The sequence below is a fragment of the Eisenbergiella tayi genome (assembly GCF_001881565.1).
Taxonomy (GTDB): Bacteria; Bacillota; Clostridia; order Lachnospirales; family Lachnospiraceae; genus Eisenbergiella; species Eisenbergiella tayi.
The window spans coordinates 543,940-562,385 of record NZ_MPDJ01000004.1; the positions used below are offsets into that span (position 1 = coordinate 543,940).

General features: G+C 47.7%; 16 protein-coding genes. 7 read left to right on the plus strand and 9 right to left on the minus strand.

Annotated features, from left to right (window positions below):
* Positions 1-28 precede the first annotated feature (28 nt).
* Both BLA28_RS17045 and carB read left to right on the plus strand, forming a co-directional pair.
* Positions 29-847, plus strand: a complete 819-nt coding sequence (locus BLA28_RS17045; RefSeq protein ID WP_009252227.1) for a phosphorylase family protein — start codon at positions 29-31, stop codon at positions 845-847.
* A gap of 192 nt (positions 848-1,039) precedes the next feature.
* Positions 1,040-4,264: a carbamoyl-phosphate synthase large subunit gene (gene carB / locus BLA28_RS17050; protein WP_069158268.1), complete on the plus strand. Its 3,225-nt coding sequence runs from the start codon at positions 1,040-1,042 to the stop codon at positions 4,262-4,264.
* A 219-nt stretch (positions 4,265-4,483) separates the two neighbouring features.
* On the opposite strand, the gene BLA28_RS17055 is transcribed toward carB, so the two are convergent.
* Both BLA28_RS17055 and BLA28_RS17060 read right to left on the minus strand, forming a co-directional pair.
* Complete coding sequence (locus BLA28_RS17055) at positions 4,484-4,978, minus strand: NUDIX hydrolase (RefSeq protein ID WP_069158269.1); 495 nt, start codon at positions 4,976-4,978, stop codon at positions 4,484-4,486.
* Positions 4,979-5,053: 75 nt separating this feature from the next.
* The gene (locus BLA28_RS17060) at positions 5,054-7,249 is read right to left on the minus strand and encodes a glycosyl hydrolase (RefSeq protein ID WP_069158270.1); all 2,196 of its coding nucleotides are present in this window, start codon (positions 7,247-7,249) and stop codon (positions 5,054-5,056) included.
* Positions 7,250-7,649: 400 nt separating this feature from the next.
* Between BLA28_RS17060 and BLA28_RS17065 the strand changes: the two genes are divergently transcribed.
* From BLA28_RS17065 to BLA28_RS17075, 3 genes are read left to right on the plus strand one after another with little or no spacing between them, the layout of a single operon-like run.
* Complete coding sequence (locus BLA28_RS17065) at positions 7,650-8,597, plus strand: GNAT family N-acetyltransferase (protein WP_069158271.1); 948 nt, start codon at positions 7,650-7,652, stop codon at positions 8,595-8,597.
* A gap of 60 nt (positions 8,598-8,657) precedes the next feature.
* Positions 8,658-9,503, plus strand: a complete 846-nt coding sequence (locus BLA28_RS17070; protein ID WP_044969377.1) for an RNA polymerase sigma factor — start codon at positions 8,658-8,660, stop codon at positions 9,501-9,503.
* Between the two features lie 16 nt (positions 9,504-9,519).
* Positions 9,520-10,206: a DUF2461 domain-containing protein gene (locus BLA28_RS17075; protein WP_069158272.1), complete on the plus strand. Its 687-nt coding sequence runs from the start codon at positions 9,520-9,522 to the stop codon at positions 10,204-10,206.
* 1 nt (position 10,207) lies between these two features.
* Here the strand turns inward: BLA28_RS17075 and BLA28_RS17080 are convergent, their stop codons facing one another.
* The 4 genes from BLA28_RS17080 to BLA28_RS17095 form a co-directional block, all read right to left on the minus strand.
* Positions 10,208-11,245 (minus strand): AAA family ATPase, encoded by a 1,038-nt coding sequence (locus BLA28_RS17080; RefSeq protein ID WP_069158273.1) that lies wholly within the window; start codon positions 11,243-11,245, stop codon positions 10,208-10,210.
* Entirely contained in the window at positions 11,242-11,943 is a 702-nt protein-coding gene (gene pnuC, locus BLA28_RS17085) for a nicotinamide riboside transporter PnuC (protein WP_044969372.1), read from the minus strand. Before pnuC ends, BLA28_RS17080 begins: the two co-directional genes overlap by 4 nt.
* Complete coding sequence (locus BLA28_RS17090; RefSeq protein ID WP_069158274.1) at positions 11,903-12,643, minus strand: NUDIX hydrolase; 741 nt, start codon at positions 12,641-12,643, stop codon at positions 11,903-11,905. Before BLA28_RS17090 ends, pnuC begins: the two co-directional genes overlap by 41 nt.
* A gap of 167 nt (positions 12,644-12,810) precedes the next feature.
* Entirely contained in the window at positions 12,811-13,245 is a 435-nt protein-coding gene (locus BLA28_RS17095; RefSeq protein WP_069158275.1) for a YjdF family protein, read from the minus strand.
* A gap of 310 nt (positions 13,246-13,555) precedes the next feature.
* Here BLA28_RS17095 and BLA28_RS17100 point away from each other — a divergent pair, with 310 nt between their 5' ends.
* Positions 13,556-14,419: an AraC family transcriptional regulator gene (locus BLA28_RS17100; RefSeq protein ID WP_069158276.1), complete on the plus strand. Its 864-nt coding sequence runs from the start codon at positions 13,556-13,558 to the stop codon at positions 14,417-14,419.
* A gap of 22 nt (positions 14,420-14,441) precedes the next feature.
* Here BLA28_RS17100 and BLA28_RS17105 read toward each other — a convergent pair whose 3' ends face one another.
* From BLA28_RS17105 to BLA28_RS17115, 3 genes are all read right to left on the minus strand, one after another.
* Positions 14,442-15,743, minus strand: a complete 1,302-nt coding sequence (locus tag BLA28_RS17105) for a hypothetical protein (RefSeq protein ID WP_069158277.1) — start codon at positions 15,741-15,743, stop codon at positions 14,442-14,444.
* Positions 15,656-16,576, minus strand: a complete 921-nt coding sequence (locus BLA28_RS17110) for a DUF4097 family beta strand repeat-containing protein (protein ID WP_169897262.1) — start codon at positions 16,574-16,576, stop codon at positions 15,656-15,658. Before BLA28_RS17110 ends, BLA28_RS17105 begins: the two co-directional genes overlap by 88 nt.
* 120 nt (positions 16,577-16,696) lie before the next feature.
* On the minus strand, positions 16,697-17,365 hold the full coding sequence (locus tag BLA28_RS17115) for a TetR/AcrR family transcriptional regulator (RefSeq protein ID WP_069158279.1): 669 nt from the start codon (positions 17,363-17,365) through the stop codon (positions 16,697-16,699).
* Between the two features lie 167 nt (positions 17,366-17,532).
* Between BLA28_RS17115 and BLA28_RS17120 the strand changes: the two genes are divergently transcribed.
* Complete coding sequence (locus BLA28_RS17120; protein ID WP_069158280.1) at positions 17,533-18,432, plus strand: MerR family transcriptional regulator; 900 nt, start codon at positions 17,533-17,535, stop codon at positions 18,430-18,432.
* Positions 18,433-18,446: the final 14 nt, after the last annotated feature.

The window sequence follows — 18,446 nt, forward strand, 5'->3', positions numbered from 1 at the left end:
AACCCAACACACTGAGAGGTAAACACATATGAACTACAAACACCTGATCGACGCAATAAAAAAATACGGTTCCACAGAAGAAGACATATGCCTTCACGGCACAGGCGTCCGCCCTGATCAAATTAACGAAAACGTCATCCTTGCCCCCTGGTGGGAACCCGATATCCTGCAAGACCTTGGCGACACCGAATACCTAAGCGAATCCCCCTCCGCCTCCATAAAAGTCTGGAACATAAAAAACAACAGCCTCAACATCACCTACATAAAAACCGGCATAGGCGCCCCCGTCCTCATGGACACCCTCCTCTCACTCGGCGTCACCAAATGCCGCAGAGCCATCTTCATCGGCTCCGTCGGCTCCCTTGACCCCCAAATAAACATCGGCGACATCGTCATCCCCGAATACAGCATCTGCGGCGACGGAGCCAGCCGCTACATAACCGCCGATACCCTCACCCACACCGACCCCTTCGGCGAAAAACAATACCCCGACCCCCAACTGCAAAACACCCTCTGCAAACACGCACGCCACATCTGCCAAACCAACAACGTCCCCCTACACAAAGGCAGAACCTTCAGCATCGACACCATCTTCGCCCAATTCGCCCACATCGAAGAAATAACAGCCATGGGCTGCAACATCATAGAAATGGAAACAGCCGCCGCCTTCAGAGCCGCCAAAACAGCCGCAATCCCCCTAACCGCCCTTTTCAGCGTCTCAGACAACACCATCACAAACAAATCCCTAATCAGCGGAAGAACAAAAGAAGAAATCCAACACCGCAAATTCACCCGAAACACCCTCATCCCCCAAATCCTCCTAAACACCTTCAAAGACCCAAGCTAAATAATCAAACACCCCCTTCCCCTTTTCCTCAATATCCTATATAATAATCTCCAAAGGGAAATTACAAAAGATTGTGCGGGAGGGATCAAACGGTTCTTTCCGCCTTGGCTTGCGTACGGCTGCGGTGGAAGCGCACGTACCTGTTTTCCCCCTTAATCAGCGCTGCTATTCTGGCAGCAGAATGGAGGAATTATGTCACAAAGAACAGACATTCACAAAGTACTAATCATCGGCTCCGGCCCGATCATCATCGGCCAGGCCTGCGAATTCGATTATTCCGGCACTCAGGCCTGTAAGGCACTGCGTAAGCTTGGATATGAGATCGTTCTTGTCAATTCCAATCCGGCAACGATCATGACGGATCCGGAAACAGCAGATGTAACCTATATTGAGCCGCTTAATGTAGAGCGGCTGGAGCAGATTATTGCCAAAGAGAGGCCCGATGCGCTTCTTCCCAATCTGGGAGGACAGTCCGGGCTGAATCTGTGTTCAGAGCTGAATAAAGCCGGCATTCTGGAAAAATACGACGTTAAAGTAATCGGCGTCCAGGTAGATGCCATCGAACGCGGCGAAGATCGTATTGAATTCAAAAAAGCCATGAACGAGCTTGGCATTGAAATGGCCCGCAGTGAAGTTGCCTACAGTGTGGAAGAAGCGCTTGCAATCGCCGACCGCCTGGGTTATCCTGTCGTTCTCCGTCCCGCCTATACCATGGGCGGCGCAGGCGGCGGACTTGTTTACAATGTGGACGAGCTCAAAACCGTCTGTGCAAGAGGCCTTCAGGCCAGTATGGTAGGTCAGGTTCTCGTGGAAGAATCCATTCTCGGCTGGGAAGAACTGGAGCTGGAAATTGTAAGAGACTGTGAAAACAACATGATCACCGTCTGCTTCATTGAAAACATCGATCCCCTCGGCGTACATACCGGTGATTCTTTCTGCTCCGCTCCCATGCTCACCATATCCCAGGACTGCCAGAAGCGTCTGCAGGAGCAGGCCTACCGGATCGTGGAAAGCGTTCAGGTCATCGGCGGCACCAATGTACAGTTCGCCCACGACCCGGAAACCGATCGTATTGTTGTTATTGAAATCAACCCCAGAACCTCCCGTTCCTCCGCACTGGCCTCCAAGGCTACCGGGTTCCCCATCGCACTGGTTTCCGCCATGCTGGCATGCGGCCTTACCCTGAAGGATATCCCCTGCGGCAAGTACGGAACCCTGGATAAATATGTGCCCGACGGAGATTATGTGGTTATCAAATTTGCCCGCTGGGCCTTCGAAAAATTCAAGGGTGTTGAGGATAAGCTGGGCACCCAGATGCGCGCGGTAGGCGAAGTGATGAGCATCGGCAAAAATTATAAGGAAGCCTTCCAGAAAGCGATCCGCAGTCTGGAAACAGGCCGCTATGGCCTGGGGAATGCCGGGAACCTGGGAAGCAAAACAAAAGAACAGCTTCTCGCTCTTCTGATCACCCCTTCCAGCGAACGTCATTTCATCATGTACGAAGCTCTCCGCAAGGGTGCCACAGTAGAAGAAATCCATGAAATCACAAAGGTGAAAACCTATTTTATCACACAGATGCAGGAACTGGTGGAGGAAGAAGAAGCCCTTGCAGCATGCAGAGGAAGCCTTCCTTCCGACGAAAGCCTTATCAAGGCTAAAAAAGACGGCTTTTCCGATAAATACTTAAGCCAGATTCTGGCTGTCCCTGAAGATGACATCCGCAGCCGCCGCATTCAGCTGGGTGTGGAGGAAACCTGGGAAGGCGTCCATGTCAGCGGCACGCCGGACAGTGCTTACTACTTCTCCACCTACAACGGAGAAGACAAAAACCCGATAAGCACCGATAAGCCCAAAGTAATGATTCTGGGCGGAGGCCCCAACCGCATCGGCCAGGGCATTGAATTTGACTACTGCTGCGTCCATGCTTCACTCGCCCTGAAAAAGCTGGGCTTTGAAACCATCATTGTCAACTGCAACCCGGAAACCGTGTCCACGGATTACGATACCTCCGATAAACTGTACTTTGAACCTCTGACCCTGGAGGACGTTCTGAGCATCTACAAAAAAGAAAAGCCCGTGGGTGTTATTGCACAGTTCGGCGGCCAGACCCCGCTGAATCTGGCGAATGAACTGGAAAAGAACGGAGTTAAAATTCTCGGTACCGCCCCTTCCGTCATCGATCTGGCGGAAGACAGAGATCTGTTCCGCGCCATGATGGAAAAACTGGAAATCCCCATGCCGGAATCAGGAATGGCCACCACTGTGGAAGAAGCGCTGGAGATTGCCGGACGGATCGGCTATCCTGTCATGGTTCGCCCTTCCTACGTATTAGGCGGCAGAGGTATGGAAGTTGTATATGATGAGGAAAGCATGGCAGGCTATATGAAAGCCGCGGTAGGCGTAACTCCCGACCGCCCCATCCTCATTGACCGTTTCCTGAACCATGCCATGGAATGTGAAGCCGACGCCATCAGTGACGGTACCCATGCTTTTGTTCCTGCCGTTATGGAGCATATCGAGCTTGCAGGCGTTCATTCCGGAGATTCTGCCTGCATCATTCCTTCCGTCCATATTTCTGCGGAAAATGTGGAAACCATAAAGGAATATACCAGAAAAATAGCGGAGGAAATGCATGTCAAAGGCCTGATGAACATGCAGTATGCCATTGAAAACGGCAGGGTTTATGTGCTGGAGGCCAATCCCCGCGCATCCCGTACGGTTCCGCTGGTATCCAAGGTCTGCAATATCCGTATGGTGCCGCTGGCCATCGATATCATAACCTCCGAGCTGACCGGGAAACCCTCTCCCGTACCCACTCTGCATGAGCAGTATATTCCTTATTACGGAGTAAAGGAAGCGGTATTCCCCTTCAATATGTTCCCGGAAGTAGATCCTGTCCTCGGGCCGGAAATGCGTTCTACCGGTGAAGTGCTCGGACTTTCCTATTCCTATGGCGAAGCCTTCTATAAGGCCCAGGAGGCAACACAGTCCCGTCTTCCTCTGGAAGGCACCGTGCTGATTTCCGTGAACCGCAAGGATAAAGCGGAAGTGGTTGAGGTTGCACAGGCCTTTGCAGATGCCGGTTTCCATATCGTAGCGACCGGAAATACCTGCAGCCTGATCCGGGAAGCCGGAATCGAGGCGGAAAAAGTCAATAAGCTGTATGAAGGCAGGCCCAACATCCTGGATCTCATTACCAACGGCAAAATCCAGCTTGTGGTCAACAGCCCCGTCGGTAAGGAAAGCGTACATGACGACAGCTATCTTCGCAAAGCAGCCATCAAAGCGAAGATTCCCTATATGACCACCATTGCTGCCGCTCTGGCAACCGCCCATGGTATTAAATATGTGAAAGACCATGGCAACGGAGATGTGAAATCCCTGCAGGAGCTTCACAGCGAAATTAAAGCTAAATAATTCGGCATGCTGCATTAAAAAAGCCTTGTACTTGATTTCCGGAAAGTGTTATGATACACTCCCGGAAGGAGTACAAGGCTTTTTTATCTTTTCATTTCAGAAACTCTTTTTGCCATTTATTTTATGAAAATACTTACCTGCATACTTACTGACTAACATTGTATACTACTATAATGTAACCAGATCTTGGAGTGCAAATTACCTCATTTTCCAGAAAACCTAAAAATCAGTTAATCTAAGTAATTTAGCAAAATCATAAAATGATAAAAATTCTCCATTATTATACATATCAATTAAAACATCCAAGCTTACTAATTTTACAGAACTAGTTTCATTCTCCTGCAAAACCAAGTTATTTAATTCTACTTCTTGATGAAATAACCATACATCACATATAGCATGAATATCTTCAAAAAAATATGATGTCAAAAATCTTCCATTTTCAGGTTTAAGTAACAGCCCCACTTCCTCCTTAGTCTCTCTAACTGCAGCTTCAATACTCGTCTCGCCAAAGATTACACCTCCACCTGTACACTCCCACATTCCCCCAAAACTTTTATTCTCAGCCCGCCTGGAAATCAGATAATTGGATTTATAATCTTTAATCCAAGCATGTACAATCAAATGGTATTCTCCATTATTTAATTGTGTATCCCGTTCAACAATTCGGCCAACTGGTACTCGTTCTTTATTAATCACTTCTACCATTTCCATATCAATTACTCTTCTTTCATATCAGAAATATGTATCTTGAGCAATATACTATAATACCTTCTTCTTTTTAAATTTTCATAATAATCCATAATAGACTTCCGCATTCCCGTACCGGTTTGCCAGATTGCCCGTCACCACAATACGGATATGATTTTCTCCTTCTTTCAGCCAGTCAGTAAGCTTCACCTCATGAGGATTCCAGAAGGTAACACCCGCAAAGCTGCCGTTTATGTAATATTCCACCATCTCTTCCGCCGAAACAGGAAGCACCCATTCGGTATCATCCTTTCCAGTGGTTTCCTTTTTCCCCTTTTCCCAATAAAAGCTTCCTTCGTATTCCTTTTGAAGAGCGTCCGTATTTTCTCCGACCAGCTTCCAGTTTTGGATTTTTATTTCTTCTTTTCCCGGACGGTACCTGAGGCCAGCCTGTTCGTACTCCTCCGGCGTACATAGAATCAAAAGTAGGCTTTCCCTCCTTGCCAGCTCCAGATGAAAGGCCATGCGGCCCTCCTGCTGCCGTACCGGGATTCCATAGCATTCATTCTTCCACAGGTCATAGGCTGCCAGACAGCTGTCGACCTTATTTCCTGCTTCTATTTCCGTCTCCTCCGAGACAGCCGTTTCCCCCTCATTCACGATAAAGAAGCATTCCTTCCCCTCCTTGATAAAATGAGTAAGCCGCAAAGTGGGGCAGGCATTCTTAAGCCTCAGTTCCTGCTCCCCCGCTTCTTTGGCCGAACGGATTCTTTTCACCGACGGCATCCCGCCGGGCAGTAAGCTGTGAACTTCATCTCCAAAAACACAGCTGTACGCCTGTCCGGCGCAAACCAGTTTCCCATTTTCTTCCCTACAGCCTTCCAGGCAACGCAGGGGAAGATAATTGAATACCACCTGTTTTTCATAAAATTCCTTTACTTCCTTCCAGTGCAGGTTTCGATTATCACACAAAACCGCCACATCGGCACAGTTCTTCCCATCCGTTCCCATATAGGACAGTCGGCTCATATAGCCGGAAATCTGTTCATAATGGTTCCACCAGATACTGTTTGCCCCCACATCCGGCGGACGTTCTTCCTTTCTCGCGCCTTCAATACTGTAATAAAATGCATGAGGTATAAACAGATTCACACCCCGGACCGCCAGCCAGTCCAGATACCATTTCATATCGCTGCCCGTAAAATACCAGGGAATCGTGACACCATCCGCTGTTCTGTTGCATGCGCCAAAGCATTCATTGGAATTGCGCCGTCTTCCCATCAGCCTTGCGGCATCTGAAGAGCATTTTCCCATGACACTGTCCATCCCTTCCAGGCCGCCTTTTTCCGGCGCCACCCAGCGCAGGGCCAAATCCTGCCCGGGTATATGGAAATACTGCTGCACATCAATATCATCGCTTTGATGAGGATGTCCCATAAGGGCGATGCCATGGGCTTCACACCAGGAAGACAGCTTCCCGTAATATACCCGGCCTTCCCTGTCCGTAATCACCTGATGATAAACAGCGGTTGTTCTATTTTCTTTTCCTTCAAAAAGAGCTTCCAGCTCCTCTGTTTTTCCGCCCCGGCTGCAGATTTCCTCTTCCAGCCCCGGCGTCCAGGGAAAGAAAGGCTTTTCCGCAGTACCCAACCCGTTTCTGCCAAGAATACTGGGTTCATCGGTAAAAAAGCCGATTATTGTAGAACCGAAATATTCCTTCAGAACCTCATAATAGCGTTCATGGGTGAACTTCAGGAACAAATCCACCGCCTTCGGATTCAGAATATCTGCGCTTAAAGGCGCTCCCGGCTCCCCGTCGTCCTCCCCGAAATGAATGCCCCGTATCGTACCCTGGTTATGCCTGCATACCAGAAATTTTCCATTTGCCAGCCGGGCAACCACCCTCTCCTCACCGACGTGATCGTTCTCGTCCCAGTCATCTTCCAGTGTAAGGCCGACGGATGCTAGGGCCGGATCGGCAGCCGCAATCATACCATGAGCGGAGCCGGAAGGATACATGCCTTCATCATACAGCACAACCTGCATCCTTTCTTCGTGGGCTGTTTCCACCGCAGTCTTCACATAATGCATAAAAGCATCGGACAGGTAAGGAATGCTTTCCGGGATTCCCATTCTGGGATGCAGGACAAATCCATAAATCCCCTTATCCCTGAAATCCCGGATTTGACGTATGATCTCCTCATCTGTAAAATCGCCGTTGAAGAACCAGAAGGGAAAGGCTGTATATTCCCGATCCGGTTTCCTCAGTTTTTCTGTTAATGTTATCAGTCCCATATCATTCCCCTTTTAATGTAAGCGTTTACACACAGTATAGCATAAAATTTTCTAAAATTAAATACTGGAATGATCCTTAATTTTCTTTTTTACATTAGTATTCCCATATCGTATCTTGCCGGAATCCAGCTTCTATCCTATCCATATTCCTTTCCTACTCTCCTATTCATCCGCATTTCCTACATCCCCGCCTGTCGTAAATATAAATGGACTTACAAGGTCATTGAAACAGCATTGTAATAAAATCACATGTATGGTATGGTTTTTATTGATTAACTACATGAAATCTTCAGACAAAAAACAGACAGGAAGAGTAATAGAAAAGAAAGCGCTTTCAGCATTCCTGAATTGGATGTCATTTTAATAACGAGCACACAAAAGTGTGCAGACAGGAGAAAAAATGATAAGAATAGTTCCTATGAAAGCAGAACATATTCCGGATGCCGTTAATTTATGGAAAGAGCAGTTTGTCAGGTATTGTTACAGTAATTCATTCCCGGATTTTACTGCCGGAGGTCTGCCGGTTATAAATGCATATCTCAAAGAGCAAACAGAAAAAGAGAATGCCATAATAATAAAACGTGACAGCGATATCATCGGGTATATGGCATGGATGTATTTTGATTTTCATAAGGAAAGGACTGCATTCCTACCCACTGCTGCCCACGCTGCTTCGCCACATGATGATATCAGAATATATGAGGAAATGTATTACCATGCCGCTCAGAAATGGGTGGATGATAAGCGATTTAACCATTTATGGATGACTTATTCTGATAATCACCCCCTCAGAGAAAAATTATATGATATTGGCTTCGGCTCCTATGTCATCGATGCATGTCAATCGACCGGTGCGCTGAACTTATCCGTTACATGCGATTATGAGATATCCTCCTCCGGAATAAAGGATGTTGATGAACTGCTTGCATTCGCTAACCTTTCAAACGAATATTATACGGCAAGCCCTGTCTTCTTAAAGAGGAATGAATATTCAGCAGCCGAAATCACGGAATTTCTGAAGGAAGGTTATATTCTGACCGCCCGTGATAAAGGCAGAATTATCGGAGTAATGAGTTTTTCCCTGGATCCGGGGTATCATTTTGAACATTTAACTGCTGCTGACAGTTCTTCCATTAAATTTATAGGTGCGTTCATACATTGCGACTATCGCGGAAGAGGCATCGGTACCGCTTTGCTGGAAAAAGTATTCGCCATCTGCAGGGAAAAGCGTAAATCCTATCTTCATGTGAGTTTTGAAACGGCTAATCCGGATGCAGTACATTTCTGGCCGAAATATTTTAAACCGGCGATCCACTCCGTCAGAAGAACAATTAATAAGGATATATAAATATTTTTTGTCACAAAGTATGTTTTCCGCAGTCTAACTGTATAAAGGAGGAAGAATTCTATGAATAACAATCGCACTGAAATAACCCCCGATGCTGTGGAAAAGGCAGTTTCCGGGGATCGTAAGGCCCTGGAGGAACTGCTTACGGGCATACAGGATCCCGTATTCCATCTTTCCCTGCGTATGCTGGGAAGCATACCCGATGCAGAGGACGCCACACAGGAAATCCTTTTAAAGGTTATGACACATCTTTCCTCATTCCGTGGGGAAAGCGCCTTTACCACCTGGGTTTTCCGCATTGCCGTCAATCATCTGAAGGATTACAAAAAGCATATGTTTGCCAACCATCCTTTAAGCTTCGAATATTATGGAGCGGATATTGACAGCGGAAAGGAAAAGGAAATACCCGCCCTTTCCCCGGAACTGGATCATGACCTTCTGGAACAGGAGCTGAAGCTCTCCTGTACCAATGTCATGCTTCAATGTCTGGATCCGGAAAGCCGCTGCATCTTTATTCTGGGAACCATGTTTCAGGCCGACAGCCGGATTGCCGGCGACATTCTGGATATGACGCCTGAAAATTACCGGCAGAAGCTGTCCAGGGCCAGGAAGAAAATGTCCGCTTTCCTGAAAGAATACTGCGGACTGACCGGCGGAAAATGCGCCTGCAAAAGAAGAATCCCCTACGCAGCCGCCACACACCGCATCCATCCGGAAGCTGTGGAATATTCGCCGCTGGCGGTTCCCAATCCGGACGCGGATGAATTTGTTAAGCACATGGAAGAAATCGATGACCTTTCCCTGCTTTTTTCTTCCCTCCCCACCTTCCGCGCCACTGCCGAGGCCAGAAAATTCCTTTCTGATTTTCTGAGTTCCGACAGATGCAGCTATATTATGAACGCATAAGGAGAAAAAATGTGATATGAATGATAATTGTATGCTGGCCTTTCTGAACGCTATGAAGGAAAATAATACAAAGGAATGGATGAGCGCCAACAAGAGCTGGCAGAAGGAAGCCAATGCAGACTTTGAAAAGCTTTTATGCCGGATTCTTTCTGAACTTTCCGCCGCCGGCTGCCCCATGTCGGGGGGACATGATGTGAAAGATTTTATCATGCGGTATGCCCGGGATACCCGTTTCAGTCATGACAAATCCCCTTACCATGCCTCTCTGAGAGCGCATCTGTCCCCGGCAGGACGGCTCCCCATTCCGGTAGGCTTCTATATCCACCTTGAACCGGGAAACAGTTTTCTCGGAGGAGGGCTTTTTGCATCCCAGTTTAAGGATGCCACCTCCATGATACGAAATCACATCGTTTCCCATGGAGAGCAATGGGAAGCGATCCTCCGGGAACCAGCCTTTGCAGAAAAGTTTGTTCTGGTCGGGGAAAAGTTGAAGAATGTCCCCAGGGAATATGATGCGGCGCTTTCCGTCAGTGAATACCTGAAGCATAAAAGCTGGGCAATCGAATATCCGGTTTCCGATGAAGAGCTGGAGCATGCGGAACTCTTTGCCCAAAACGCGGCTGCCGTTTTTCTGCTGATGAAACCCTTCAACGATTTCCTGAATCAGGCCCTGGAGGGCTTTCATATGCCGGAGCGGGGGTGAATCACCATCTGGTGTCAAGCCCCAGCTTTTCCTTAATCAGAAGTTTTGCCCGGTTAAAGCGCTCCAGATAATCTCCCGCCAGAGAAACATAAGAAAGGCCTTTCTGTTCAAAAAGTTCTTTTATCTGTCTGCTGTATTTCTCTCTGTCAGCGGCGATCCTCTCATTTCTGGTGCCGTCCTGGACAAACTCGACGGTGGGCTCCAGAAACAGAATCAGGTCATAGCTGTTTAAAGCTGTTATCGCATCCGCCAGTGCCTCGCATTGGCGGATTTCCTCTTCCCCGCATAACAGGAACCGGGAATAAAACCTGGTGGTAAGGGCATCCGTGTCCACAAACAATACTCTGCTGCAGGCTTTCAGGGCATCCAGCTCCTTCACCTTATGGCGGAGCAGGATCTGGTGAAAGTCCTCCGCAATCATCCATTCCTCTCCTCCTGCAAAATCAGTGACATCCCGTCCCACTTCTTCCACACAGCAGGTGTTATAGGCAAGAGCCAGATTTTTTACAAGGGTTGATTTTCCGGTGCTCTCCCCTCCCACTACCAGGACCTTTCCTGCATAATAGGGCCTGCAGACTGCGGGAATATAGTCCCAGTTATCAAATGCCCATTTCCGGATATCCGTGGAGCTGACAGGGACCTCCTGCCTGTCAAAATAAATAATTTCACTTTCCGGGCAGTACAGGCTTTCAAACCGGTTGGTACCCAGATAATCAGTACCGCAGAATACGGCATCTATGGGCTTTCCTATGATGCCTTTGATATCTGCCGCCCCTTTTTCCCAGAAATAATCTGTATTATAGGCTTCCTTATCCACGGCTTTATCTTCTACAAGCCGCAGCTTCACATTAGGCAGATGGCGGCAGCTGTTATGAAGCCAGCGATGGCGAAGCTCCTTTGAGGTGGACTCCCGCCCCTCACACCAGCTGATCATCACATAAAGCTCCTCACACATGGAAGCCGCCCTTATGATATCGTGTATATGACCTGTATGAAGGGGATCAAAGGAACCCCCGAACATCCCTGTTTTATATTTCATTTCTGTTCCGCCCTCCTGCTTTCCACATACCATTTATGAAGCATAATTACGGCATTCAACAGATAAACGGACCACATAAGGAGCGTAGCGATATCCGTTCCCCCGTTCGCATAATCCACCGCCCACATATATACGGTTACCACATCTACCACAATCCAGAGTATCCACTGCTCCATCAGACGCTTTACGCTGAACAGCATAGCCAGCACACTCAGACAGGTGGACAGACTGTCCGTGAAGGGCAGGCTCCCTCCCAACGCTTTCAGAAGCAGGCCATAGCCGTAAACGCAGGCAGCGGCGATTCCGGCGGCCGCCAGATCTCCCTTCAGGGAAAGCCTTGTTTTGACTACCTCCCCGGTTTCCTGGTTCCTGTGCTTTTTCCACATAAACCAGCCGGCGAACTGCATGGGGACATAATAAACCACATTCAGCATGACCTCTCCCAAATATCGGGCATCCCATGCTATCCAGGCATACAGAATCGTATTCACCAGCCCGAACAGGTAACAGCTCATCTTTCCCTTTCCGGTAAGGATAACACAGATCACTCCCGTTACGGCTGCTGTGATTCCTCTTGCATCATCTCCCCAGTACAGAGAAAGAAGGACAATGATTCCTGCTGCCAGAGCCAGCCAGATAACCTCCCATTTTTTCCAGTCAGCGGTTTCCGCTTTCAGAAATGCTTTCCATCTGCTCATTTTTCCCTGCCTCCTCTCCGTTCCCCTTCCGTCTGTAATACTGGCTGGGCCTGTGGGAAACCCCGGTTGTATAATGTTCCGTCTCCTCCACCAGATCCTTTATCTTTTTGCGGAAATTGGCCTTATATAATTCTTTTCCCAGCAGGATTTCATAAATCCGCTGAAGCTGGGGAAGGGTGAATTCTTCCGGCAGAAAGGCGAAGGCCACATCCGTATATTCCGTTTTATTTTTTATCCGTTCCCTTGCACAGGCGATCATCTTTTTATGGTCGAAGGCTATTTCCGTCTCTTCCGCAAGCAGCTCTTCCACAGGATACAGACTCACCTGCGTTGTCCTTTTTCCCTTACTCAGATGAATTTTATGTATGGGCACAAGCGCCATGTAGGAAACCGATATGATCCGCATTCTCGGGTCACGCTCCGGATCCCCCCAGGTATACAGCTGCTCCAGATAAATATCTGTCAGTCCTGTTTCCTCTTCGATTCCCCTGTATGCCGCTTCCTCCAGAGACTCCCGGATATTAACAAACACACCCGGCAGAGCCAGCTTGTTTTGAAAGGGCATCTCTTCTCTCCTTATCATGACCAGCTTCAGTGCGGCTTCTTCTATGGTAAATACCAGTAAATCTACGGCAACCGATGGTTTTTCATAATCCTCCGGATGGTAATTGTTCAGGAATACCTGCTCAGATGAAGTCATGGTTTTCCTCCTTTGTCGGAATTGGATTGTTAGTATCTATTTACTACTAACTGTATATTAGTATATTTTTACTACTAAGTCAAGTAATTTTTCTTTCCCCACAGCAATTGAGTTACAGCTCAGCCGTATTTTCTGAACAAACCTTATTCCAAAAAAACACAGAGACCTTAACGGCCCCTGTGTTTCTCTTTTCTTTTCTGCTGCTTCTGCTCAAACCGCCGTTCCTTCTCAGCCTCCTTTTGTTCCCGGCTGTAGATGCGGCGCTCCGTTTTCATAAGCTCCTGCTGCAGTTTTAATGCCTGCTGGGATTTTGTCCCGATGCCCGGCTCCCGAAGCTCCCTTTGGGCCATTCGCTGCATCCGTTTGGGATTGGATCCCGTTTCCTTTACCACAGTCTCCACTGACGGGCCAAACCGCAGCTTATCATAATTTTCCAGAAGGAATGCAAGCACCTCATAATCCTTCGGTTCCGCGCCAAACGTCACCTTGGAAACCGATACCCTTCCCTCCCGGATGCGCTCAAAAACGCCTACCCAGAAGGGTTCCTCGAAAAATACCCGAAACACTGCCGTCTGCCTCACCAACTCCGTCGATCTGTCCATAAAAGAATCCTCCTTTAATTTTATGAACAAAGAACGGACGACCAAGGAGGAGGGCTACTTAGAAGCAGGCTTGCTGCTTCCGGCCGGACTACCAACCGGCTCCGCATGTCTCAGACATGCTCTGTGTTTTTATCTTTGCAGCTTTATTATAATACAAATTTTCTGAATTCTCCACTAAAACAGCTTTCCATTTATGTTCTCCCTTCCGCGTTCATTTATGTTATTATATCTTATAAGAGGTCCTCCGCATCAGCGCGATTTATATAACATTTGGCGGAAAATAAGACATATACTGCAGGGAGAATGGAAAATGGAATGGCTGGAAGCAATGAAGGAGTCCATCAATTATATGGAAGATCATCTGCTGGAGGATATCACTCCGGATGATGTTGCGCGGCAGGTGAGTATCTCCTCTTTTTATTTTCAGAAGGGCTTTAAAATCATTACCGGAATGACAGTTGGAACTTATCTGCGTAACAGACGCCTGTATCTCGCAGCCCTGGATATCCTGACAGGAAACGATAAGGTGATTGACCTTGCTTATAAATACAGATACGAAACTCCTGAAAGCTTTACCAAAGCCTTCAGCCGTTTTCATGGGCTGGCGCCGGTCCAGCTGAAGAAACAGCCTCACAGACTTCATGTTTTTCTTCCCCTTCTGATTAAGATTTCGGTTGAAGGCGGGAGCCAATTGCATTTTACCCTGGAACAGATGGATTCCTTTCCAGTTATCGGGTTGGAGCGTACCTTTCTTTATGACACCGCCTATGATGAAATTCCTCCCTACTGGGCATGGTTCTGTCAAAAGGAAAGGGGGATGTGCTGTTCTCAACTGGGTGGGAGCAGAAATTTAGGTAAATACGGCATCTGTGTTACAGAGGAAGAGGATCCGATAAGCTTCCGGTATCTCATCGCAGGCGATTATGAGGGGGATGTGGTTCCGGAGGGCATGAAGGTAATGGAAATCCCTGCCTGTACCTGGGTGAAGTTCAGCTGTACGGGTCCCCTTCCCGGCGCATTCCAGGCCACGAATACGCGCATTTTCAATGAATGGCTTCCCGGTAATACCCGGTATGAAATCGCCCTTGGGCTGAATATTGAAATGTATACTCCGTGTGATACCTCTTCTCCTGATTATTACAGTGAGATTTGGATTCCTGTAAACGTAAAATAACGGTTAAATATATGTATTCCTTTTATTTCTCTGCCTCCCGGATCCAATCCAATAATTCCCTTCTCACCAGAGAGAGGACGCATGCCGCATTGCGGCGTCTTACGTCATTTCCGCATAGGACAGTGTTCAGGGTGGCCGTATTCTGATAGGTACTTACCGTAAGCTGAAAATCGGGCGCTTTGCGGTATGCGCCGGTAAGAAAACATTTTCTGGTACGGCATCCGCAGAAATGTACCCCTTCACTGTCTATCACACCTATATTGCTGTAGGAAAAAGGTACCGACGGGTATCCTGTCCTTACCGGATATTTCAAAAGGGCCGGCGGAATCCGGCCTCCCAGCCGCTGCAGCAGGGAAAGGCCGGCGAAGCAGCGCCTTCTTTTTTTCTGCGTGAGCATTTCCAAATGGAGCTGCTGCAGGGTATCTGTGAAGCGGTGCTCCTTCCTGACTTCAACCGCAACCCGGTATAATCCCGTCATATTGGCCACGGTAAGAACATGAGCAAAATTTCCGAAGCGTCTCAGATCAGCGGGACATGGTATGAGAACCGTTTCCATGCCATGTAGGCGGGTGATTACCCGGGCGTATGCCGCCAGGAATACTTCGTTCATAGTCGCTCCGTATTCATGTGCCTTATGGGATAATTGTTCCATCTGCGGTGAGGACAGCTCCATATTCAGGCAGAACAGGCCGCCGCCATCCTTTCCGGGCAGGCCGGAGGTTTTATTCTGTCTTACCACCTGTTTTTCCTGACAGGTACTTGGGCCAACCCGTGTTTTATATACCATGGAGGCTATGGAACGTGTATTTCCCGGTTTAAAGAGCGGTGTATCCCCATTATAAAGGGCGGTAAGAAGAGAAATATATGTAAGAAGCCCTTTTGCATCACTGATGAAATGTGTCATGCCGATTACAAGAGATATCATTTTTCCCTCCTGTCTGTACCCTATCCGAAGCTGCGGGCCCGTCGTGGGATCCCATCCTCTTCCGGCGATTCGCGGCAGATTATTTTCTATGGGGTACAGGACACGGATTTTTTCCGAATGATTCTCTGTAAAGCAGCCTCTTCTTTTGTCATAGGAATAAAAAAGCTCCGGCACATAGTTTCGTGTCTGTTCTACCGCCCGGGCCAGCCTTTTCCGATCGAAGCTGCCCTCCAGCTGCAGATGGCAGTTTATAACAGGGCAGATTACTTTTCCATCCCGCAGCGACTGCAGTCTGTCCAGCCCCTGTCCCCTCACTCTTTTTTTATTTCCAGCTTCCCGTTTCTGGATTCCAGACTGATCTTCACATAGGGAGCACTTCCATTCTTCCCTTTTACCCATCCCTTCTCCTCCTTTTCATCCTTTCCGAAATCTGCAGATACCGAACCGTTCCTGCTCACCGCCTCCAGCTCAAAAGCGAGCGATGAGGGAAGTGTGAGCATGATATCTCCATTTTTGTTATAAAACTGCAGATCACCATCCGCTTTTTCATATCTAAGCTGAAGCAGGCCGTCATTCGAAGTCTGATAAATACCGGCTCCCACAGCAGCATCCACCACCAGGCTTCCATGTGTGGAGGTATAGTTTACATTCCCTTCCATGCGGGATATATTCACTCTTCCTTCCGTGCTGTGTATCGTGATTTGATCGGCCAGAAGGGTTCCTAAATCCAGGATCCCTCTGGTGGTTTCCAGCTCCAGGCTGGCTGCCTTTACCTGTTCCAGACGGATTTCACCGGAAGTAGTCTCCGCCCGTAAGGAATCCAGCATCAGATCCGCCTGTGTCATATCAATCACTCCGCTGGTGGTAATCACTGTCAGATCCCGATTATAGGAAGCAGGCAGGAATACCTCTACCCGACAGGAAAAGCCATCCTTAAAAAGAGGCCTTCCCCCTTCACTGATGTGCAGCCGTTTCCCCTGTATTTCAGTATTCGCATAATAACGGCGATTGTCGTCGGTCATGTACTCCCTGATTACCAATTTTTCGCTGCGGCCGTCGCAGAAGGTGACATTTTCTTCGTCATACGCTATTTCCAAATCAGAGATATTATTGAGATCAAACACCATTTCATTGACTATCCGTTCCCCACCCGGGCTAAAACAGCCTGCAAGGGTAAATCCGGTGAACCATAAAATACATCCGCCTGCTATTTTTTTCAGTTTTTTATTCATTACCGCTCCTGTCTGCGCCGCAGCGCTCCTGAAAAATAAAGTCATATGTTTCTCATGAATGAATGATTCATTCACTTGTCAGACAAAGTTAAAAGGGCGGAATCTGCCCTGATAATTTTCTTAAACCTGCATATAAGCGTGAACCAGGTTATCCATGCATACCTCTTTGGCATCCTCCAGGGATATGTGATGCTCCTCGAAAGAATTGTACCGCATATCCATGGCCCACCAGGCCAGCTGCTCCACGATCAGCGCTGTGGTAAGTTCCTTGTTTTTCAAAGGCCTTATCATCCCCTTCTCCATAAATAAAGACAGGTAGCCGGTCATTGCCGCGAAAAAATGTTCCCGGTACTCACGATAATTCCGGGCCAGCACAGGGAAATCGAACTGATTCTTCTCAATAAACAGACATCCCACAGCATATTGCGCCAGCATATCGAAAGCATCAGATATGAGGGAGGGAAAATCATACGCCTCCTTCCCCTGTTTAAGCCGTCCGGAAAAGTTCTCCGCAGATTTCCGGAATACCTGCATGATCTCTTCCTCCAGCCCCCGGAATAAATCATCCGTCACAGGCCGCTCAAAATCCTTTTCCAGATAACCGGGAGAAATGGTGCATTTCAAAACAAAATGCATGATTTCCTGTTTTCCCGCAAAGTCATGGTAAATTGTTCCCACGGAAACCCCTACTTCTCTTGCAATATGACTGATCTGCGTCCTGGCATAGCCCTGCTGCAAGAACAGGTGGACCGCCGCATCATGTATTGCCTTGATTCTTTCGTTTTCCATAGCGCCTCCTTGTGAATGAACCATTCATTTATTATATATTACCGCCTGCTGCCATGTTTCGTCAATCCTTTCTGCAAAAATAAATATTTTTCTTCCCTTTCGGAAAATTTTTCTTGACCTGAACGCGGCGTACCGGTTTACAATTCTATCAGAAGGGAGGTTCTTCTATGAAAATCAATGAAGCGGCAGAACAGGCCGGATTGAGTAAGCGGGCCGTCAAATATTATGAGGAGCAGGGACTTCTCCATATAAAAAAAGACCCCAACGGGTACAGAAATTATACGCCGGAGGATGTACAGACCTTAAAAGAAATATCTGCATATCGGAAGCTGGGAATCAGCATCTCCGATATCCGGGATCTGCTGGCCGGAACAAATAAGGCGCTGCTGGATCGTATTTATGAAGAGAAAAAAAATCTTTTCCAGGAAAATCAGAAAGAACTGGAAGCACTGCAGAGATTCATATCGGATAAAAATGTAGACGCCCTTTGCCAGGCCGTGGATTACCGCTGTATCGGCGATGCCATGCAGGAAATGCTCCCCGGATTTTTCGGCTACTTTTTCATGAACCATTTTCTACCTTACCTGCAGATCACGATTACCACTCCTGAACAGCAGGAAGCTTACCAGAATATTCTGGACTTCTGGGATAATGTTAAAATCCGCATCCCGCTTTTTATGAGGTTTAGCAGCTATCTGATGTACCGGCTTCCCAAACCCGACATAAAACAGGCCGCCGCGCGGATGGAGGAACAGCTGCGCCTGTATACTTCCCCTTCCGAGGAGGAATACCGGAAACTGCGGGACAAGACCAGGCAAAATGTAAAAATGAAAAACAGCCTTTTCTATAAATACCACCCCGTCTTTATTTCCCAGCGTCATTTTATGAAACGGCTTCAGGACTGCGGATACAATGATATTTTTATTCCGAATATGATCCGTCTGTCCCCTGCTTACCAAAAATATCATGACGCTTTGATGCAAATTAATGAACGGATCTGTAACGATCTCGGACTGTATTATGATTCGGATTACAACCTGGTTATGAAAAAAGAAAAGGCGGACTGACAACAGTCTCAGGA

Bases quoted from the DNA above. Each gene is read 5' to 3' on its own strand.
- BLA28_RS17045 (WP_009252227.1), top strand. From the start codon at position 29: ATGAACTACAAACACCTGATCGACGCAATAAAAAAATACGGTTCCACA.
- carB (WP_069158268.1), top strand. From the start codon at position 1,040: ATGTCACAAAGAACAGACATTCACAAAGTACTAATCATCGGCTCCGGC.
- BLA28_RS17055 (WP_069158269.1), bottom strand. From the start codon at position 4,978: ATGGAAATGGTAGAAGTGATTAATAAAGAACGAGTACCAGTTGGCCGA.
- BLA28_RS17060 (WP_069158270.1), bottom strand. From the start codon at position 7,249: ATGGGACTGATAACATTAACAGAAAAACTGAGGAAACCGGATCGGGAA.
- BLA28_RS17065 (WP_069158271.1), top strand. From the start codon at position 7,650: ATGATAAGAATAGTTCCTATGAAAGCAGAACATATTCCGGATGCCGTT.
- BLA28_RS17070 (WP_044969377.1), top strand. From the start codon at position 8,658: ATGAATAACAATCGCACTGAAATAACCCCCGATGCTGTGGAAAAGGCA.
- BLA28_RS17075 (WP_069158272.1), top strand. From the start codon at position 9,520: ATGAATGATAATTGTATGCTGGCCTTTCTGAACGCTATGAAGGAAAAT.
- BLA28_RS17080 (WP_069158273.1), bottom strand. From the start codon at position 11,245: ATGAAATATAAAACAGGGATGTTCGGGGGTTCCTTTGATCCCCTTCAT.
- pnuC (WP_044969372.1), bottom strand. From the start codon at position 11,943: ATGAGCAGATGGAAAGCATTTCTGAAAGCGGAAACCGCTGACTGGAAA.
- BLA28_RS17090 (WP_069158274.1), bottom strand. From the start codon at position 12,643: ATGACTTCATCTGAGCAGGTATTCCTGAACAATTACCATCCGGAGGAT.
- BLA28_RS17095 (WP_069158275.1), bottom strand. From the start codon at position 13,245: ATGGACAGATCGACGGAGTTGGTGAGGCAGACGGCAGTGTTTCGGGTA.
- BLA28_RS17100 (WP_069158276.1), top strand. From the start codon at position 13,556: ATGGAATGGCTGGAAGCAATGAAGGAGTCCATCAATTATATGGAAGAT.
- BLA28_RS17105 (WP_069158277.1), bottom strand. From the start codon at position 15,743: ATGGGTAAAAGGGAAGAATGGAAGTGCTCCCTATGTGAAGATCAGTCT.
- BLA28_RS17110 (WP_169897262.1), bottom strand. From the start codon at position 16,576: ATGAATAAAAAACTGAAAAAAATAGCAGGCGGATGTATTTTATGGTTC.
- BLA28_RS17115 (WP_069158279.1), bottom strand. From the start codon at position 17,365: ATGGAAAACGAAAGAATCAAGGCAATACATGATGCGGCGGTCCACCTG.
- BLA28_RS17120 (WP_069158280.1), top strand. From the start codon at position 17,533: ATGAAAATCAATGAAGCGGCAGAACAGGCCGGATTGAGTAAGCGGGCC.